The 16,909-nt window shown below is 66.5% G+C and carries 15 protein-coding genes; 9 read left to right on the top strand and 6 right to left on the bottom strand.

All coding sequences use genetic code 11. From position 1 onward, the window contains the following. Together K3F48_RS24735 and K3F48_RS12675 are read right to left on the bottom strand one after the other, a co-directional pair. A partial coding sequence (locus K3F48_RS24735) for a beta strand repeat-containing protein (RefSeq protein WP_370631414.1) occupies positions 1-2,906 on the bottom strand: 2,906 nt, incomplete at its 3' end. A gap of 476 nt (positions 2,907-3,382) precedes the next feature. After that, positions 3,383-5,437 (bottom strand): M3 family metallopeptidase, encoded by a 2,055-nt coding sequence (locus K3F48_RS12675; RefSeq protein WP_222575803.1) that lies wholly within the window; start codon positions 5,435-5,437, stop codon positions 3,383-3,385. A 151-nt stretch (positions 5,438-5,588) separates the two neighbouring features. Here K3F48_RS12675 and K3F48_RS12670 point away from each other — a divergent pair, with 151 nt between their 5' ends. Both K3F48_RS12670 and K3F48_RS12665 read left to right on the top strand, forming a co-directional pair. Then, positions 5,589-6,281 (top strand): flavin reductase family protein, encoded by a 693-nt coding sequence (locus K3F48_RS12670; RefSeq protein WP_222575802.1) that lies wholly within the window; start codon positions 5,589-5,591, stop codon positions 6,279-6,281. 64 nt (positions 6,282-6,345) lie between these two features. Beyond that, positions 6,346-7,266, top strand: a complete 921-nt coding sequence (locus K3F48_RS12665) for a DMT family transporter (RefSeq protein WP_222575801.1) — start codon at positions 6,346-6,348, stop codon at positions 7,264-7,266. Between the two features lie 214 nt (positions 7,267-7,480). On the opposite strand, the gene K3F48_RS12660 is transcribed toward K3F48_RS12665, so the two are convergent. Both K3F48_RS12660 and K3F48_RS12655 read right to left on the bottom strand, forming a co-directional pair. Then, positions 7,481-7,741, bottom strand: a complete 261-nt coding sequence (locus tag K3F48_RS12660; protein ID WP_222575800.1) for a hypothetical protein — start codon at positions 7,739-7,741, stop codon at positions 7,481-7,483. Positions 7,742-7,999: 258 nt separating this feature from the next. Continuing rightward, positions 8,000-9,325 carry an OmpP1/FadL family transporter gene (locus K3F48_RS12655; RefSeq protein WP_255608928.1) on the bottom strand — a complete coding sequence of 442 codons (1,326 nt, stop codon included), beginning with the start codon at positions 9,323-9,325 and terminating at the stop codon, positions 8,000-8,002. 129 nt (positions 9,326-9,454) lie between these two features. Between K3F48_RS12655 and K3F48_RS12650 the strand changes: the two genes are divergently transcribed. The 3 genes from K3F48_RS12650 (at position 9,455) to K3F48_RS12640 (ending at position 10,882) form a co-directional block, all read left to right on the top strand. Then, positions 9,455-9,886 (top strand): YeeE/YedE family protein, encoded by a 432-nt coding sequence (locus K3F48_RS12650; RefSeq protein WP_222575799.1) that lies wholly within the window; start codon positions 9,455-9,457, stop codon positions 9,884-9,886. A gap of 5 nt (positions 9,887-9,891) precedes the next feature. Then, the gene (locus tag K3F48_RS12645; protein ID WP_222575798.1) at positions 9,892-10,338 is read left to right on the top strand and encodes a DUF6691 family protein; all 447 of its coding nucleotides are present in this window, start codon (positions 9,892-9,894) and stop codon (positions 10,336-10,338) included. A 145-nt stretch (positions 10,339-10,483) separates the two neighbouring features. Continuing rightward, positions 10,484-10,882: a YidH family protein gene (locus tag K3F48_RS12640; protein WP_222575797.1), complete on the top strand. Its 399-nt coding sequence runs from the start codon at positions 10,484-10,486 to the stop codon at positions 10,880-10,882. Positions 10,883-10,885: 3 nt separating this feature from the next. Here the strand turns inward: K3F48_RS12640 and K3F48_RS12635 are convergent, their stop codons facing one another. After that, positions 10,886-11,767 (bottom strand): hypothetical protein, encoded by an 882-nt coding sequence (locus tag K3F48_RS12635; protein WP_222575796.1) that lies wholly within the window; start codon positions 11,765-11,767, stop codon positions 10,886-10,888. A 515-nt stretch (positions 11,768-12,282) separates the two neighbouring features. Between K3F48_RS12635 and petA the strand changes: the two genes are divergently transcribed. From petA to K3F48_RS12620, 3 genes are read left to right on the top strand one after another with little or no spacing between them, the layout of a single operon-like run. Continuing rightward, entirely contained in the window at positions 12,283-12,801 is a 519-nt protein-coding gene (gene petA, locus K3F48_RS12630) for a ubiquinol-cytochrome c reductase iron-sulfur subunit (RefSeq protein WP_222575795.1), read from the top strand. A gap of 46 nt (positions 12,802-12,847) precedes the next feature. Further along, positions 12,848-14,086, top strand: coding sequence for a cytochrome b N-terminal domain-containing protein (locus K3F48_RS12625; protein ID WP_222575794.1), 1,239 nt, complete (start codon positions 12,848-12,850; stop codon positions 14,084-14,086). After that, on the top strand, positions 14,079-14,960 hold the full coding sequence (locus tag K3F48_RS12620; protein ID WP_222575793.1) for a cytochrome c1: 882 nt from the start codon (positions 14,079-14,081) through the stop codon (positions 14,958-14,960). The genes K3F48_RS12625 and K3F48_RS12620 overlap by 8 nt, the downstream gene beginning before the upstream one ends. Before the next feature lie 390 nt (positions 14,961-15,350). On the opposite strand, the gene K3F48_RS12615 is transcribed toward K3F48_RS12620, so the two are convergent. Next, positions 15,351-16,022: a PspA/IM30 family protein gene (locus K3F48_RS12615; protein ID WP_222575792.1), complete on the bottom strand. Its 672-nt coding sequence runs from the start codon at positions 16,020-16,022 to the stop codon at positions 15,351-15,353. A gap of 215 nt (positions 16,023-16,237) precedes the next feature. On the opposite strand from K3F48_RS12615, the gene K3F48_RS12610 reads away from it, so the two are divergent. Next, positions 16,238-16,798: a LemA family protein gene (locus K3F48_RS12610; protein WP_222575791.1), complete on the top strand. Its 561-nt coding sequence runs from the start codon at positions 16,238-16,240 to the stop codon at positions 16,796-16,798. Positions 16,799-16,909 lie beyond the last annotated feature (111 nt).

Raw genomic sequence — 16,909 nt, 5'->3', positions numbered from 1 at the left:
GAGAGGCTGCCGAGCTGGGCGGCGGAGAGCGCCGCGACCTGGGTGGTGGTGAGGTCGGAGACGGCCGTCGCATTGAGTCCGGCGACCTGTGTTGTGGTGAGGCTCGTGGCGTCGATGGCGTCGAGGAAGGTCGCGCCGATCGTGTTGAGCTGTGTGGTGGTGAGTCCCTTGACCTGGGTGGCGGTCAGCTGGCCGACCTGGGTCGTCGACAGGTCATTCAGGGCGGTGGTGGTGAGCTTGCCGATCTGGGTGGCGGTGAGGCCGGCGATCTGGGTGGTGGTGAGGTCCTGAACCTCGGTGGTGGTCAGCGCGTCGAAGCCGGCGGTCGAGAGCGCGCCGATCTGTGCGGAAGAGAGCGCCGCGACCTGAGTGGTGGTGAGGTCGGAGACGGCCGTCGCATTGAGTCCGGCGACCTGTGTGGTGGTGAGGGTCGTGGCGTCGATGGCGTCGAGGAAGGTCGCGCCGATCGTGTTGAGCTGTGTGGTGGTGAGGCCCTTGACCTGGGTGGCGGTCAGCTCGCCGACCTGGGTGGTGGAGAGATCGGCGAGGGCGGTGGTGGAGAGCTTGCCGATCTGGGTGGCGGTGAGGCCGGCGATCTGCGTTGTGGTGAGGTCCTGAACCTCAGTGGTGGTCAGCGCGTCGAAGCCGGCGGTCGAGAGCGCGCCGAGCTGGGCGGCGGAGAGCGCCGCGACCTGGGTGGTGGTCAGATTGGAAATCGCCGTGGCGTCGAGTCCGGCGACCTGTGTGGTGGTGAGGGTCGTCGCGTCGATGGCGTCGAGGAAGGTCGCGCCGATCGTGTTGAGCTGTGTGGTGGTGAGGCCCTTGACCTGGGTGGCGGTCAGCTCGCCGACCTGGGTGGTGGAGAGATCGGCGAGGGCGGTGGTGGAGAGCTTGCCGATCTGGGTGGCGGTGAGGCCGGCGAGTTGCGTTGTGGTGAGGTCCTGAACCTCAGTGGTGGTCAGCGCGTCGAAGCCGGCGGTGGAGAGGCTGCCGAGCTGTGCGGAAGAGAGCGCCGCGACCTGGGTGGTGGTGAGGTCGGAGACGGCCGTCGCATTGAGGCCGGCGACCTGTGTTGTGGTGAGGGTCGTGGCGTCGATGGCGTCGAGGAAGGTCGCGCCGATCGTGTTGAGCTGTGTGGTGGTGAGTCCCTTGACCTGGGTGGCGGTCAGCTCGCCGACCTGGGTCGTCGACAGGTCATTCAGGGCGGTGGTGGAGAGCTTGCCGATCTGGGTGGCGGTGAGGCCGGCGATCTGTGTTGTGGTGAGGTCCTGAACCTCTGTCGTGGTCAGCGCATCGAAGCCGGCGGTGGAGAGCGCGCCGATCTGTGCGGAAGAGAGCGCCGCGACCTGGGTGGTGGTGAGATCGGAGACGGCGGTCGCATTGAGGCCGGCGACCTGTGTGGTGGTGAGGGTCGTGGCGTCGATGGCGTCGAGGAAGGTTGCGCCGATCGTGTTGAGCTGTGTGGTGGTGAGTCCCTTGACCTGGGTGGCGGTCAGCTCGCCGACCTGGGTCGTCGACAGGTCATTCAGGGCGGTGGTGGAGAGCTTGCCGATCTGGGTGGCGGTGAGGCCGGCGATCTGCGTTGTGGTGAGGTCCTGAACCTCGGTGGTGGTCAGCGCGTCGAAGCCGGCGGTGGAGAGGCTGCCGAGCTGGGTGGCGGAGAGCGCCGCGACCTGGGTGGTGGTGAGATTGGAAATCGCCGTGGCGTCGAGTCCGGCGACCTGTGTGGTGGTGAGGGTCGTGGCGTCGATGGCGTCGAGGAAGGTTGCGCCGATCGAGTTGAGCTGTGTGGTGGTGAGTCCCTTGACCTGGGTGGCGGTGAGCTGGCCGACCTGGGTCGTCGACAGATCATTCAGGGCGGTGGTGGTGAGCTTGCCGATCTGGGTGGCGGTGAGGCCGGCGATCTGGGTGGTGGTGAGGTCCTGGACCTCGGTGGTGGTCAGCGCGTCGAAGCCGGCGGTGGAGAGGCTGCCGAGCTGAGCGGCGGAGAGCGCCGCGACCTGAGTGGTGGTCAGATTGGAAATCGCCGTGGCGTCGAGTCCGGCGACCTGGGTTGTGGTGAGGCTCGTGGCGTCGACGGCGTCGAGGAAAGTCGCGGACAGCGCATCGAGCTGTGTGGTGGTGAGGCCCTTGACCTGGGTGGCGGTCAGCTCACCGACCTGGGTGGTGGAGAGATCGGCGAGGGCGGTGGTGGAGAGCTTGCCGATCTGGGTGGCGGTGAGGCCGGCGAGCTGGGTGGTGGTGAGGCCCTGCACATCCGTGGTTGAGAGGGCGTCGAAGCCGGAGGAGGTCAGCGCGCCGACCTGCGAGGAGGTGAGCGCCGAAACCTGGGTGGAGCTCAGATTGTCGACCGCGGTGGCGTTCAACCCCCCGATCTGCGCGGTCGACAGGCTCGATATGGTGACGGCGATGAGATCGTCCGTGCTGAGCGCATTGAGCTGCGTGCTGGTGAGGCCGGCGAGCTGGGTCTGAGACAGCGAGCTGATCTGCGTCGTCGACAGCTGGCTGATCGCGGTCGTCGTCAATCCGCCGACCTGCTTGGAGGTGAGGGCGGCGAGCTGGGTGGTCGACCAGCCCTGCAGCTCGGTCGAGCTCAGCGCGCCGATCTGCGAGGCCGACAGCGCGGCGACCTGCGTCGTCGTCAGACCGCCGGTTTCCGTTTCGGTGAGATTTTCGACCTGAGCGAGCGAGAGTCCGGCGATCGCATTGGCCGAGAGGGCGGCGATCTGCGTCGTGGCGAAATATTGGAGATCGGTGGCGTTCAGCGCATTGAGCTGCGTCGAGGTGAGCGCTGCGGCCTGGCTCGTCGTCAGAGCCGCAATATCTGTCGTGGTCAGATTTGCGATGATGGTCGTGGTGAGCCCGGCAACCTGAGTGGCGGTGAGGGACGAGATAATCGAGGTCATCGGGCGCTCCGCTAGCGAAAAGCGTGTACGAGAGAGGAAGCAATGTCGCGAGGCGTTCGGATTTCCCGAACCGGACGGCGCCTCGCCATTCGGTGGGTCTCGATCGGGCGAAGTCGCGCCGCCGAGCGGTCGCGCGCGGGCGCGTCGCTGCGGATGCTTCGTTCGTTCGATTGTCAGGAAAAACACCGTCGCGTCAGACCGGCCATCCGACGCGGGAGACCCGTGGGCTCGAAGCCTCGACGGTCCCGCGGAGGGCCGGCTGCGGACAGATCATCTGTCCCTTGGCGCGAATGCGAGGCCGCCGTTTTGCGGGCTTCGCATCTCTACAATTCGCATGAACCTCTTAACGAACGCCTAACCTATGCGAAACATTCGTCGGCGAGACCGCTTTCCGCTCGGACGGATCGTTCGAACGATCAGAATTCGCTCCAAATAAAAAATGCGGACCGGCGCGGCGCGTCGTGAAAGAGCGCCGCTCAGGCGCCGCGCGCCGGGCCGAAGCCGCGCTGGCGCAGCAGCGGCTCGACGCTGGGCATGCGTCCGCGGAAGGCGAGATAGGCGCTCGCCGGATCCTGGCGTCCGCCCGCGGCGTAGACATGCTCGCGCAGCCGGCCGGCGATCTCCGGCGCGAAAGGATCGCCCGCCTCGACGAAAGCCTCGAAAGCGTCGGCGTCGAGCGTCTCGGCCCACAGATATGAGTAATAGCCGGCCGAATAGCCGTCCCCGGCGAACACATGGGTGAAATGCGGCGTGCGGTGCCGCATCACGATCTCCTCCGGCATGGAGATGCGGGCGAGGCTCTCGCGCTCGAAGGCGCCGGCGTCGAAATCCTCGCCAGCGCCGCGCTCGTGCAGGTCGAGATCGACATAGGCCGAGGCGCAGAACTCGACGCTGGCGAAGCCCTGGTTGAAATGGCGCGCGCGGGCGATGCGCTCCAGCATCTCTTCCGGCATGGGCTCGCCGCTCACGGCGTGGCGGGCGAAATTGCGCAGGATCTCGGGCTCGAGCAGCCAATGCTCATAGAGCTGCGAGGGAAGCTCGACGAAATCGCGCGCGACGCTGGTCCCGGCGATCGTCGGATAGGTCACATTCGACAACATCCCGTGCAGCGCATGGCCGAACTCGTGGAACAGAGTGCGGGCGTCGTCGAGGCTGAGCAAGGTCGGCTCGCCCTCCGGCGCCTTGGCGAAATTCATCACATTGACGACGATCGGCCGGATGTCGTCGTCGAGCTTCTCCTGGCCGCGGAACTCGGACATCCAGGCGCCGCCGCGCTTGGAGGGCCGCGCGAAGTAATCGCCGAGGAACAGAGCCACATGCCCGCCATTCGCGTCGCGGACGTCGAAGGCGCGCACGCTCTGATGATAGAGCTCGAGCCCATGGGCCTCGACGAAGCGCAGGCCGAACAGGCGCTCCGCCACATGGAAGGCGGCGGCGATCATCGCATCGAGCGAGAAATAGGGGCGCAGCGCCGCCTGATCGAGGGCGTAGCGCTCCTCGCGCAGCCGCTCGGCGTAGAAACGCCAGTCCCAGGCGGCGATGTCGATCGCATGGCCGGCGCGCCGGGCGAGCGCCTGCAGCTCCTCGCGCTCGGCGTTCGCGGCGGCGAGGGCCGGCTCCCAGACGCGGTCCAGGAGCTCGCGCACGGCTTCGGGCGTCTTGGCCATCGTGTCGTCGAGCTTATAGGCGGCGAAATTGGCGAAGCCGAGCAGCTTGGCGCGCTCCTCGCGCAGGCGCAGAATTTCGGCGATGACGGCGCGATTGTCGGTCTCGCCGCCCGATTCGCCGCGGCCCGCCCAGGCCGCAAACGCGGCCTCGCGCAGATCGCGGCGCGTCGAGCTCTGCAGGAAGATCTCGACCGAGGAGCGCGCGAGCGTCACGGCATATTTGCCGGAGGCCCCGCGCTCGCGCGCCGCCTCCGCGGCGGCGGCGCGGAAATCCTCGGAGAGGCCGTCGAGATCGGCGTCCTCGAGCAGCAGGACATAGGCCGCCTCGTCGGCGAGGACGTTCTGCGCGAAACGGGTGGTGAGATTGGCGAGGCGCTCGGAAATCTGCGTCATTCGCGCGCGCGCCGAGTCATCGAGCCGCGCTCCGGCGCGGGCAAAGCGCGTATGGGTCAGCTCCAGCACGCGCGCCTGCTCGGCGTCGAGGCCGAGCGCGGCGCGCTTCGCATGGAGCGCGTCGACGCGCGCGAACAGCGCCGCGTTCAGCAGGATCTCGGTCTCGTGGCGGGCGAGCGCGCCGGACATCTCCCGCTCGACCGCCTGCAGCTGCGGCGTCGAATCGGTCGCCGCGAGATTCCAGAAGACGGCGCCGACGTCGCGCAGCGCGTGCCCGGAACGCTCCAGCGCGGCGATCGTGTTGTCGAAATCGGGTTCGCGGGGGTCGCCGGCGATGCGCTCGATCTCGGCGCGGTTCTCCGCCATCGCCGCCTCGAAGGCGGGGCGGAAATGCGCGCTGTCGATCGCGGCGAACGCAGGCAGGCCGAAAGGCGCGAAACGGGCGTCGAGCAGCGGGTTGGCGGTGGTCATATGGCGTCCTCGATGGTTGCGGCGCAACATATCGGGGAAGCGAGCGATGCGCCAGCGAAGCCGTTTCCGATTTGAAAGCAAGAACCGGAGTGCGCCGGCGTCCGCGAGAGGCGAAGCTGCGGTCGATCCGCTAACGCCGAGGACGAGCGTCATGAGCGTGGAACATATCAGAACGGAACCGTCGATTCTCTATTTCGGGACTCCGGTTGTCCTGATCAGCACGATGAATGCGGAGGGCGGGGACAATATCGCGCCGATGTCCTCCGCGTTCTGGCTCGGCTGGCGATGCGTGATCGGCCTCGACGCTTCCTCGAAGACGACGGAGAATCTCCTCCGCGCCGGGGAATGCGTGTTGAATTTGCCCTCCGTCGACGAGGTGGCGGCGGTCGACCGGCTGGCGCGCACCACCGGCTCTTCGCCGGTTCCGGACGCCAAGCTGGCGCGGGGGTATCGCCATGAGCCGAGAAAATTCGAGATCGCCGGGCTCACCCGGACGCCGTCCGAAATCGTCTCGGCGCCGCGCATTCGGGAGTGTCCGGTGCAGATGGAGGCGGCCGTCGCGGCCAGCCACGGCCTCGGCGGCGATGGCCCGCGCAAAGGCCCGTTCCGCGCGTTCGAGCTGCGCATTCTGCGCGTGCATGTCCGGCCGGATATTCTCATGGACGGCCACGCGAACCGGATCGATCCCGACAGATGGCGTCCGCTGATCATGAGCTTTCAGAGATTTTACGGCCTCGCCGCCGGCGAGGTCCACGCCTCGCGCCTCGGCGAAATTCCCGAAGAACTCTATCGAAGCCTCGTCGGCGAGCAGGCGGAGGCGTCGTCTTCCGTCGGGATTTTCTGAGGTCGGCTCCTCGACCGTGAGCTTCACGCCGGTCGTTTCCACGCACGTAAGGGGAGAGGGCGCGATGTCGGCGGGAAAGGCCATGGGTCCGACGGAATGGAGCATGCTCGTGGCGCTGTCCATGCTGTGGGGCGGATCCTTCCTGTTCAATGGCGTCGCCGTGACGGCGCTGCCGCCGTTCACGATCGTGGCGCTGAGGGTCGGGCTGGCGGCTCTGGCTCTGCTGGCGGCGACCCGGATAATGGGGCTGCTTTTGCCGAGCGAGCGGCGCGTCTGGGCCGCGTTTTTCGGCATGGGCCTGCTCAACAATGTCGTTCCCTTCTCTCTGATCGTGTGGGGACAGACCCAGATCGCCAGCGGTCTCGCGTCCATCCTGAACGCGACGACGCCGCTGTTCGCCGTGATCGTCGCCCATGTCCTCACCGTCGACGAGAAGCTCACCGGCGCCAGGCTGGCCGGCGTTCTCATCGGGTTTTGCGGGGTGGCGATGATGATCGGGCCGTCGGCCCTCGCCGGCGTCGGCGCGAATGCGATCGCGCAGCTCGCCGTGCTCGGGGCCGCGCTCTCCTATTCTTTCGCGGGCGTCTTCGGCCGGCGCTTCAAGGCCATGGGCGTGAAGCCGCTGCTGACCGCGACGGGTCAGGTCTGCGCCTCTGCGATAATGCTGATCCCGGTCGCACTCTTCGTCGACCGCCCTTGGACCCTGCCGGCTCCGGCGCCGATGGTCTGGGCGGCGCTGGCGAGCCTCGCGCTCCTCTCCACGGCGTGCGCTTATGTGCTGTTCTTCAGAATCCTCTCGACGGCGGGAGCCACGAATCTCATGCTGGTGACATTCCTCATTCCGGTGAGCGCAGTCCTGCTCGGCGCGACGATTCTCGGCGAGAGGCTGGAGGCGAAGCATTTTCTGGGCATGGCGGCGATCGCCGCCGGGCTCGCTTCGCTCGACGGGCGCCTGCTCGCGCTGTTGCGGCGCCGGCGCCGATGAACCGGCCTTCGGACGACGCCAGCGAGAGGATGCCTTTCGTGGGCCGCGACGCAGATTGATGGCGCGTCGGCCCAAGCGCGCCAATGTGCGTTTTTTCGCCTCGGACGCCCCCGAGGCGGCCGGCTGTCCCCTGCCGCCTCGTCCTGCGCAGCGACGGCGCAAGCGCATGCTGCTCGAGCGGGAGAAGACGGGAGAAGAAATGAGGCGCTCGGCTCTATGGCTCTGCTGGTCCGGCTCGGCTGATGACGTGCGCCGGCGCGTCGCCTTCTTTCGAGGTGATCGCGGAGCAGGCCGAGGCGGCGTTGTCCCAGCTGCACACGGCGCCGCCCGCGATCGGACGGCAGGCGCAGCGGTAGAGCACGCCGGCCACGCACAAGGATTTGCCGACGTCGCCGTCTTGGCGGCAGCTCGGCTCGCCGGCGAGGCTCGCTCCCGGAAGGGCGGCGATCATGACGGCGCAAAGCAAACTCTTCATCGCTCGATCCCCCACGCGCTCCGCGCGTAGTGACCCCCGCGCATCAGATAGCGTGCCGCGCGCGCGGGTCTATCCTCGCATGAGGGGCCGAGCGGCCTGCGTCGCGAACCTTTGATGAAGCGCGGAATCTGCTCCCTCTCCCGCGAAGCGGGGAAGGGCTGGGGAGGGGGCGCGAGCACATTCGCTTTCGGTGACGCAGTTTCACTAGAGGGACCCGGCCTCCGTTGGCTCGAGGCGCGGGCAACGCCCCGCGCGTCCTCAATATTTGGCGACCACGACGGGGGCGGGGGCCGCGGCGAATTTGTAGGTCCAGCCGGCCGTCACCTCGAACTCGCTGAGATAGATCGTGATCTTGCGGAACGGATTGGGTCCGAGCGGCGTGACCTCGATTCCCGAAACCGAATGGCGCGGGGAGACGATCGCGGCGAGATCGATGGTCGAATTCTCGCCGATGCGATAGGCGAGGCCGCCGCTCACATGGTCGGTGACGACCCCGGGCGCGAGAATATTGAGCGTCACATCCTGCGCGCGGATCGGATTATTATTGTGGGAATAGCCGACGCGGAAGGTCCAGTCTCGAGTCGCGCGCCATTCGGCGCCGAATTTGAACGCGTCCACATCGGTCCAGCCGAAGCCCGGTCCGTTGGCGAGGCCGAAGGAATAGGGCGCCTGCGACGGCCGGCCGACCGACTCGACCTGCGAATAGAAGATGCGTCGCCAATCGGCCAGGAGCGTGACATCGGGCGTGAGGTCGAAGGCCACGCCCGCCGTGACGCTCGCGGGAATGTCGAAGCCGCCGCCCTCCGCGAACAGTCCTGAATATTTCGCGAATTTGGTGGACCAGATCGGCGTCGCCGCGGCGACGCCGAAGCGCAGCCGGCTCGTTGCATTCCATTGCGCGCCGGCGCGCACGCCGCCGCCGACCGACCAGTCGTAGCTGTGGTCGGAGAGATTGGAGGCGTCCGCCGAGAAGGACGAGAATCCAGAGAGGCCGCGCGCCTTGAACAGCTGCACGGCGAGGATCGGCGCGACGCCGACCGCCACGGCGCCGAAGCGCTGCGCATAGCCGGCGGAAAGGAAGGCCTGGTTGAGGTCGACGCCGGCGTTCTCGCCGCAGAACACGCCGGTGCGAGGGCAGGCGAAGGGATTGGGATAGAACTGGCTGGCGTGGCTCTTGGAATAAGTGGTGTTCATGCCGCCATTGCCATAGGCGGCGACGCCCCAGGCGGAGGTCTCGTCGATCGGCCGGCTGTAGCCGGCGTTCGGAATGGGAAACAGGCCGCGGCCGCTGCGCACATCGCCGGACGCGACGAAGCCGGGGCCCTCCGTCGTATAGCCGCGGTCGGGAAAAAAGCCGGTCAGGCCCGCCGTGAATTGATGGCCGACGTCGACAAGTCCGGCCGGATTGATCGAGAGCGCGAGAGGGTCGCGTGAATCGGCGACGCCGGCGCCGGCCAGCGCCTTCTCGCGATTGCCGTAGCCTTCGAGGAAATAGCCTTCCGTCGCTTGGGCGCAGGACGCCGCGAGCGAGCCCGCCAGAAGGAAAGCGATGCGCATGGCGAGGCGCGAATGGGACGTCGGCATTAATTCCCCCTGGGAACGAAGATATCCGTCTGGACGAGTCTTCCGCATTAATTTATCGATAAGGTCAAGTATGTCGACGGTCAAGGCGCAGTCTCGCAGCGGTCGGCGCGGGCAGGGGGATGCAGCGCGATGCAGGTCGATTGGGTTCGCTTCACGCCGTCGGCCTCACTGGCGGGCGGCGCGATGATCGGTCTCGCCGCGGGCCTCTCGTTTCTGCTGCTGGGCCGCATCGCGGGGGTGAGCGGCGTCGTCGCCGGAGCGCTCGCCGGTCCGCTAGGCGAGAGAGCGTGGCGGGTGGCCTTTCTCACCGGGCTGTTCCTCGCGCCGAGCCTGCTCGCTCTGTTCGTGACGGCCGCGCCGCCGGAGATCGAGGGCTCCTGGACGCGCCTCGCCGCCGCCGGGCTGCTGGTCGGCTTCGGCTCGCGTCTCGGCTCCGGCTGCACCAGCGGGCATGGCGTCTGCGGCCTGTCGCGATTGTCGCCGCGCTCGCTGGCCGCGACGGCGAGCTTCATGGCGGCGGGCTTTGCGACCGTCTATGTCCTTCGCCACGCGCTGAGCTGAGCCGAATGCGAAACACGCTTCTCGTCCCCTTCGCCCTCGGTCTGCTGTTCGGCGCCGGGCTTCAGGTCTCGGGCATGACCTCGCCGAGCAAGGTGCTCGGCTTTCTGGACATCGCCGGCGCCTTCGATCCCTCGCTCGCTCTCGTCATGGGCGGCGCGGTCGCGGTCGGCGTCGTGGCCTTTCGGCTGGCGAAGGCGCGCGGGCGGGCGCTGCTCGGCGCCCCCTTGCAAGCGCCGACGGCGTCGGCGATCGACGCGCCGCTGCTGATCGGCGGCGCGATCTTCGGCGTGGGATGGGGGATGGCGGGCATATGTCCGGGGCCCGCCATCGTCGATCTCGGCTTTCTCGACACGGGCGCTCTGGTTTTCGTCGTCGCCATGGGCGTCGGCATGGGGCTCGAACGGCTGGCGTCTCGCATTTCGCGTCGCGCCGCGGACGGAGCCGACGGCTGATCGCCGATCCGCGCCTCGATGGTCTTTGGACGCACTCGATGATTTCGCTCGCTCCAGTCGCGCGACGCCCTTGCTTTCGAGCCTGCGGCGCTCGACATCGTCGGTGACGATGCGGCGCTCCGCCTGCGCCCGGAGAGAGGCCCGAATGATTCGCGACTACACCAATCACGCCGCCAATGAGCGGACCTTTCTCGCCTGGGTGCGCACCGGCATCGCGGTGATGGCGCTCGGCTTCGTCATCGAGAAGTTCAATTTGTTCGTGCTGACGATCGGCGGCACGATCGCGCTGCAAGGCGCCGCCGGCGCGCAGATCGAGAACAGGCTCGAGCGCCTTTCCGGGCCGCTCGGGCGGGACGGCGGCGGTCTCCTGGCGCTCGGCGGCATGACGCTCATCGCCATCGCGACTTGGCGCTTCATCCGCACCCGCCGTCTGCTCGACGACGAAGCGATCCATTCGGCGCGCGTCGACCGCGGCGAGCTTGTCGCGCTCGCCGCGCTGCTGCTGATCGTCGCCGCATTCGGCGCCTTCCTCGCGATGGGCTGAGGATCAGAAGCCGTGCGTGCCGGTGGCCGCGGGGCGCTGATCCTCGAGAAGCTGCTCCGGCTCGGCCGGCGGCTCCGCCGCGCGGCCCGGAGGCGACGGGCCGCGCTGCGCCTCGGCGCGGCGGAACTCCTCATAGCCGTCGTAGATCGACGCGAGGAGCGCGTTCAGCTCCGAGCGCGAGAGTCTGGTCTTGTGCATCAAGCCGTCGACGAGGCGCTCCACCGAGCCGCTCAAATGCCGAAGGCGCATCGCCGCGACATGCTGCAGCTCGTCGAAGATCGAGCGGCAGAGCGCCCGCTTTTCCGGCTCCGCGAGGGAAGCGGTGTAATGCGATTTGTGCATGAAGGATTCGGCGAGGCGCTGCGCCGTGACGAGATTATTGCGGTCGATGTGATCGTCGAAGGGCGGCCCCATGAACAGATGCTCGGCGATTCGGGGGGCGAGCGCGCGCATCGCGTGGAGAGCGTCGAGATCGGCGGGGGAGCCGGGATCATTGATATAATGGGTGACGCGGTTCTCGGTCTCGAAGCGCACGTCGGCGCGCCACAGCTCGGAGCCGACGCTGCCGGGCAGGCGATGCATCGCGACGCTCTCGGTCCGCAGGCCGCCGGTCGCCGAGATCAGCACGATTCCGGCGGCGCGCACCGCAGTGCGCCGGCGCCCGGACGTGTCGGGCTCGGCCGGCGACATGCGCTTTTCGACCGCTCGCATCAAGGTCCGGGCCGCCTTTTCCGCCCGGGCGCGCTCCTCAGCGGCGCGTTGCTGCTCGCGCCTCTCGGCGAGTTCCCGCTCGCGGGCGGCGATCGCCGCAGGGTCGGCCTCGGCGACGCCCTCGGCCTTGGCGGGTTTGATCTTACGCCTGGTATGAGCGATGTAGGTGCCCATGCAGGTTCTCCGCATTCGCGCGTCTTCGGGTCGCCTCGGGGACCGGCCCTCCGACCGACCCTTGTGACGCTAGCGCCGAAGGCTCGGCGCGCGCGATTGTGGGAATTGCGCAGCATGTCGTGATCGTCGCGACCGAAGACTTCGCCGGCGCCTATGGGACGTCGCAAAAGCGTCGAAAACGCCGGCCCGCATCCGCGGCGTGTCGTCGCAGCCGGGCGCGGCTTCCAGCGTCTGTCGATGGGCGTGGGCGACGAGCAGAGGAGGCTCGAAGAACGCTGGCCACTCCAGCGGTTGACAAATTTTCCTGGGGGCCGTTTGTGGACAAGTGTCGTGATCCACGTCAGTGATCCGGCGGCGGTCGGAGCCTCCCAACGGCGGGCGGCCACGGTTCGGGGCAGATTGCTCGACGAACGGGCGCGCCAGGAGCGAATGGATTCGCATCTATTCGCAATTCAGAGCCGTCATCGTCCTCGGTGTGCGAAAACGGGATCGAACTCGCGAGAGAGGTTGTAGAAGTGAGCAATGCGACAAAGGCGGAGCCGAACCGCCGGGATATATTGTTCATCGCCACCGGCGCGGGCGCGGCGGTCGCCGCGGGCGCGGCGGTCTGGCCGCTGATCGCGCAGATGAATCCCGACGCCTCCACTCTGGCTCTGGCGTCGACGGAGCTCGACATCTCCGCCATTCCCGAGGGGCAGATCGTCACGGTGAAATGGCGCGGCAAGCCGGTCTTCGTGCGCCATCGCACCAAGAAGGAAATCGAGGCGGCGCAGAACGTCAGCCTCGCCTCGCTGCCCGACCCGCAGCCCGATTCGGCGCGGGTGCAGAAGCCGGAATGGCTCGTCGTCGTCGGCGTCTGCACGCATCTCGGCTGCATTCCGACCGGCCATGAGGGCGAGTTCGACGGTTGGTTCTGCCCCTGCCACGGCTCGACCTACGACACTTCGGGGCGCATCCGCAGCGGCCCGGCGCCCACCAATCTCGAAGTGCCGCAATACAGCTTCCTCACCGACGCCAAGATCAAGATCGGCTGAGCGCGGCGCGACGTCCCGTCCCAATAAGCATTCCGAGACGACCCTCATGAGCGGACATTCGACTTACACGCCGAAGAGCGGCTTCGCGCGCTGGCTCGAGCGGCGCCTGCCGATCCTCGGCTTCCTGCACGAATCCTTCGTCGCCTATCCGGTGCCGAAGAACCTCAACTATTTGTGGACCTTCGGCGCCATCCTGTCGGTCATGCTGATCGCGCAGATCCTGACCGGCGTCGTGCTGACCATGCATTACACGCCGGAGACGACGCTCGCCTTCGACTCGATCGAGCACATCATGCGCGACGTGAACTGGGGCTGGGCGCTGCGCTATGCGCACGCCAATGGCGCCTCCATGTTCTTCCTCGCCGTCTATATCCACATCTTCCGCGGCATGTATTACGGCTCCTACAAGGAGCCGCGCGAAGTCTTGTGGATCCTCGGCGTCGTGATCTTCATGCTGATGATGGCGACGGGCTTTCTCGGCTATGTGCTGCCCTGGGGCCAGATGTCGTTCTGGGCGGCGACGGTCATCACCAATCTCTTCACCGCCATTCCGGTGGTCGGCAATTCCATCACCACCTGGCTGCTCGGCGGCTATTCGGTGGACAATGCGACGCTGAACCGCTTCTTTGCGCTGCACTACCTCCTGCCCTTCGTCATCCTGGCGGTGGTCGGCCTGCATGTCTGGGCGCTGCATGTCACCGGCCAGAACAATCCGACCGGCGTCGAGGTGAAGGAAATGAAGAAGGAGACGCTGCCCTTCACGCCCTATGCGACGCTGAAGGATTCGGTCGGCGTCGCCGTGTTCCTTCTGCTCTACGCCTGGCTCACCTTCTTTGTGCCGAACTACACGGGCCATCCCGATAATTACATCGAGGCCAATCCGCTGGTGACGCCGCCGCATATCGTGCCGGAATGGTATTTCCTGCCCTTCTACGCGATCCTGCGCGCGATCCCGAGCAAGCTCGTCGGCGTCATCGCTCTGTTCGCCTCGATCCTGATCGTCGCGGCGCTGCCCTGGCTCGACACGTCCAAAGTGCGCTCCGGCGTGTTTCGGCCGCTGTTCAAGAAATTCTTCTGGGCCTTCGTCGCGGTGTCGGTCGGACTCGGCTATCTCGGCGCGCAGCCGGCGGAGGGCGTCTATCTCTTCGCCGCGCGCGTGCTGACGGCCTGCTATTTCCTCTATTTCCTCGTGGTCCTGCCTCTGCTCGGCAAATATGAGAAGACTCTGCCGGAGCCGAAGTCTATTGCGGCCGCGCTGCAGTCCGGGGAGAGCGCTCATGCGTGACGCGCGCGGGATTTCGACCATGATCGTCTCGATGATGCGCCGCTCGGCGATCGGCTTTTCCCTGAGCGTCGCGCTCGGCGCCGCTCTCCCGGCGCTCGCGTCGGACGGCGGGCATTCGCAGCCCAAGCCGCCGCTCCAGCAATGGAGCTTCGCGGGCATGTTCGGCCGCTACGACGCCGCGCAATTGAAGCGCGGCTTCAAGGTCTACAAAGAGGTCTGCTCCTCCTGCCATTCGCTTCAGCACCTCGCCTTCCGCAATCTCGCCGAAAAGGGCGGGCCGCAGTTTTCCGAGGCCGAGGCGAAGGCGATCGCCGAGAGCTACAAGATCAAGGACGGGCCGAACGACCAGGGCGAATATTTCGAGCGTCCGGGCCGGCTCAGCGACCGCTTTCCGCCGCCTTTCCCCAATGAGCAGGCGGCTCGCGCGGCCTTCAACGGCGCCTATCCGCCGGATATGTCGGTTCTGGCCAAGGCGCGCGGCTTTTCGCGCGGCTTTCCGCTGTTTCTCGCCGACGCGCTGCCGGGCTTCTCCTATCAGGAGCATGGCGTCGACTATATCGTCGCGCTGCTGAACGGCTATACGGACGCGCCACATGGCGTCGAGCTGCCCGCCGGGCAATATTACAATGTCTACATGCCCGGCCATCGCATCGGCATGCCGCCGCCGCTCTCCGACGGCGTCGTGACCTATGACGACGGCGCGGCGCAGACAGCCGATCAATATTCGAAGGATGTGAGCGCCTTCCTGATGTGGGCGGCCGAGCCGCATCTCGACGAGCGCAAGGAGATCGGCCTGCGCGTGGCGCTGTTCCTGATCGTGCTGTCGGTGCTGGCCTATTTCACCAAGCGCAAGATTTGGGAACAGGCGCACTGATGCGCTTCTCCTTCTCCCGCTTCGGCGGGAGAGGGATCCGCGAATTCGGAGGCGGCCCGGGAGGCCTGGTCATAGTATTTCGCTTCCGAGCCTTTCGACCGCCGCGGACAAAATAGGGAGTGCTTCCTCCTCCATGCCGCGCCCATGCTGCAGCGCGAGGCGCTGAAGCTTTCGCTTCACCTCGTCGTCGAGATTGCGGACTGAGAGCTGTGCCACTCGGAGCGCTTTACGATAGCAATGGCATCGTAGGCGCGACCCCGACGTTGTCAAACGTCGCTCGGTCGCGGGTCGATTTGAATTTCGCCATTGCGCCAGGAGCCGACGTTCGCTAGGGGGCCCGTCCTCACGAGAGCTTCTTCCTACGACTCGAAACTCTGTCACGGCTCCGGCTCACATCGAGGCCTTCAACGCAGCGAGGCGCTCGGCGACCTGTTTTTGGCGCAGGAGCACGTCGAGCTCGGCGAGTTGCGCGCTCGTCTCCGCCCGCACGGGCGCCATTGCCGGCATGTCGCCTGCTGTGGCCTTCATCGCGCGGTCGAAAGCGGCGGCGGCATTTTCGGCGCGGCGGTCCGGCGTCATCCCCCCTTCCGGCTTGAACCCCATATTGCGCTCGGCTTCGCGACGTGACGACACAAAGGCGGCGAGGCTTTCCTCCATTTCCTTCTTGCGCGCCGTCAGCGCGGCGATATCGCGCTCGATTGCGTCTTCCGCATTGCCGGCGTCGCATTCGGCGCCCGCGAGCGCGACGATCTGCGCCTCGAGATCGATCTGGCGCGAAATCGCGGCCTCGGCGAGGTCTTCGCGCGATTCTTCGAGCGCCTCTTTAGCGCGCCGGGCGAGATCGGCGATTTTGTCCCGCGTCATTTGCGCTTGGCGCACCGCTTGAAGCCGCTTGGCGGCGGCGCGGCCGCTCTCGACGCGCGCTTCGTCGATCACCAGCTCGATTTCGCGGATCGTCTCCTTCATCACGCTCTCGCCTTGAGCAGCTTCGAGACGATCGACCAAATCGGCGATGCTCGCCGACAAAATACGCTTCACGCGCGTCGCAATAGATTCAGTCATGACGCCAATCTCCGTGTCCGCATCACATTGCCGATGCGAAGAGCAACTTGCTGAATATACGCGGCATGGTTCTAAGTCCGCGTTAATACGCGCCCGAGATTTGGTCGACATCATTCAAGCGTCGGTAACCGCGTTCTCGAAGGCGATTTCTCGGTAACTTTCCGGCAAAGCGCGAGCGCGACACTCGCCGACGAATGCGACAGGAGCATCAAAAAATGTCGATATGCACGATTTTAGCGGCCGTTCTCGGCGTCGTCGCGATATTGATCTGGCAGGTTTATAATCGCGTCATCGCGCTCGACTCGCGTTGCGAGCAGGCGGCGGCCGACATCGACGTGCAGATCAAGCATCGTCATGGTCTGCTGCCGAATTTGCTGGAGATGGTCAAAGGCTTTGCGCAACATGAGCGCGACGCCATCGAAAAGGTGACGCAGGCGCGCGCCGCCGCCGTGGGCGCCGCGTCGCCGCAGGCGCGGCTCCTCGCCGAGACGACGCTCGGCGCCGGCGTGCAGCAGCTTCTCACCATCGCCGAAACCTATCCGGATATCAAGGCCTCGCAGCACTTCCGCGAATTGCGCCTGGAGATCGCCGATACGGAGAACAAGCTGTCCGCGGCGCGCCGATATCTCAACGCAACCGTCAATGAATATAACGCGACGCTGCGCCAGTTCCCCGTCAATCTCCTCGCGGGACCGCTGCGTCTCGCGCGGCGCCAGTTCTATGACATTGGCGTCGAACGCGTGTTGCTCGATGACGCGCCGGTTCTGAAAATGTGATGACGACAACCGCGCCGCTCTGCGGGCCGATATGCGTGGGGCGTTGCTTATTTTTATCTCGCGTTTGGTCTCAGCTGCGCCGCCAATCGCGTCAGACATTGACGACAGGAG

Source organism: Methylosinus sp. Sm6 (genome assembly GCF_019802345.1).
Lineage (GTDB): Bacteria > Pseudomonadota > Alphaproteobacteria > Rhizobiales > Beijerinckiaceae > Methylosinus.
This window is presented reverse-complemented; position numbering and strand designations above follow the sequence as displayed.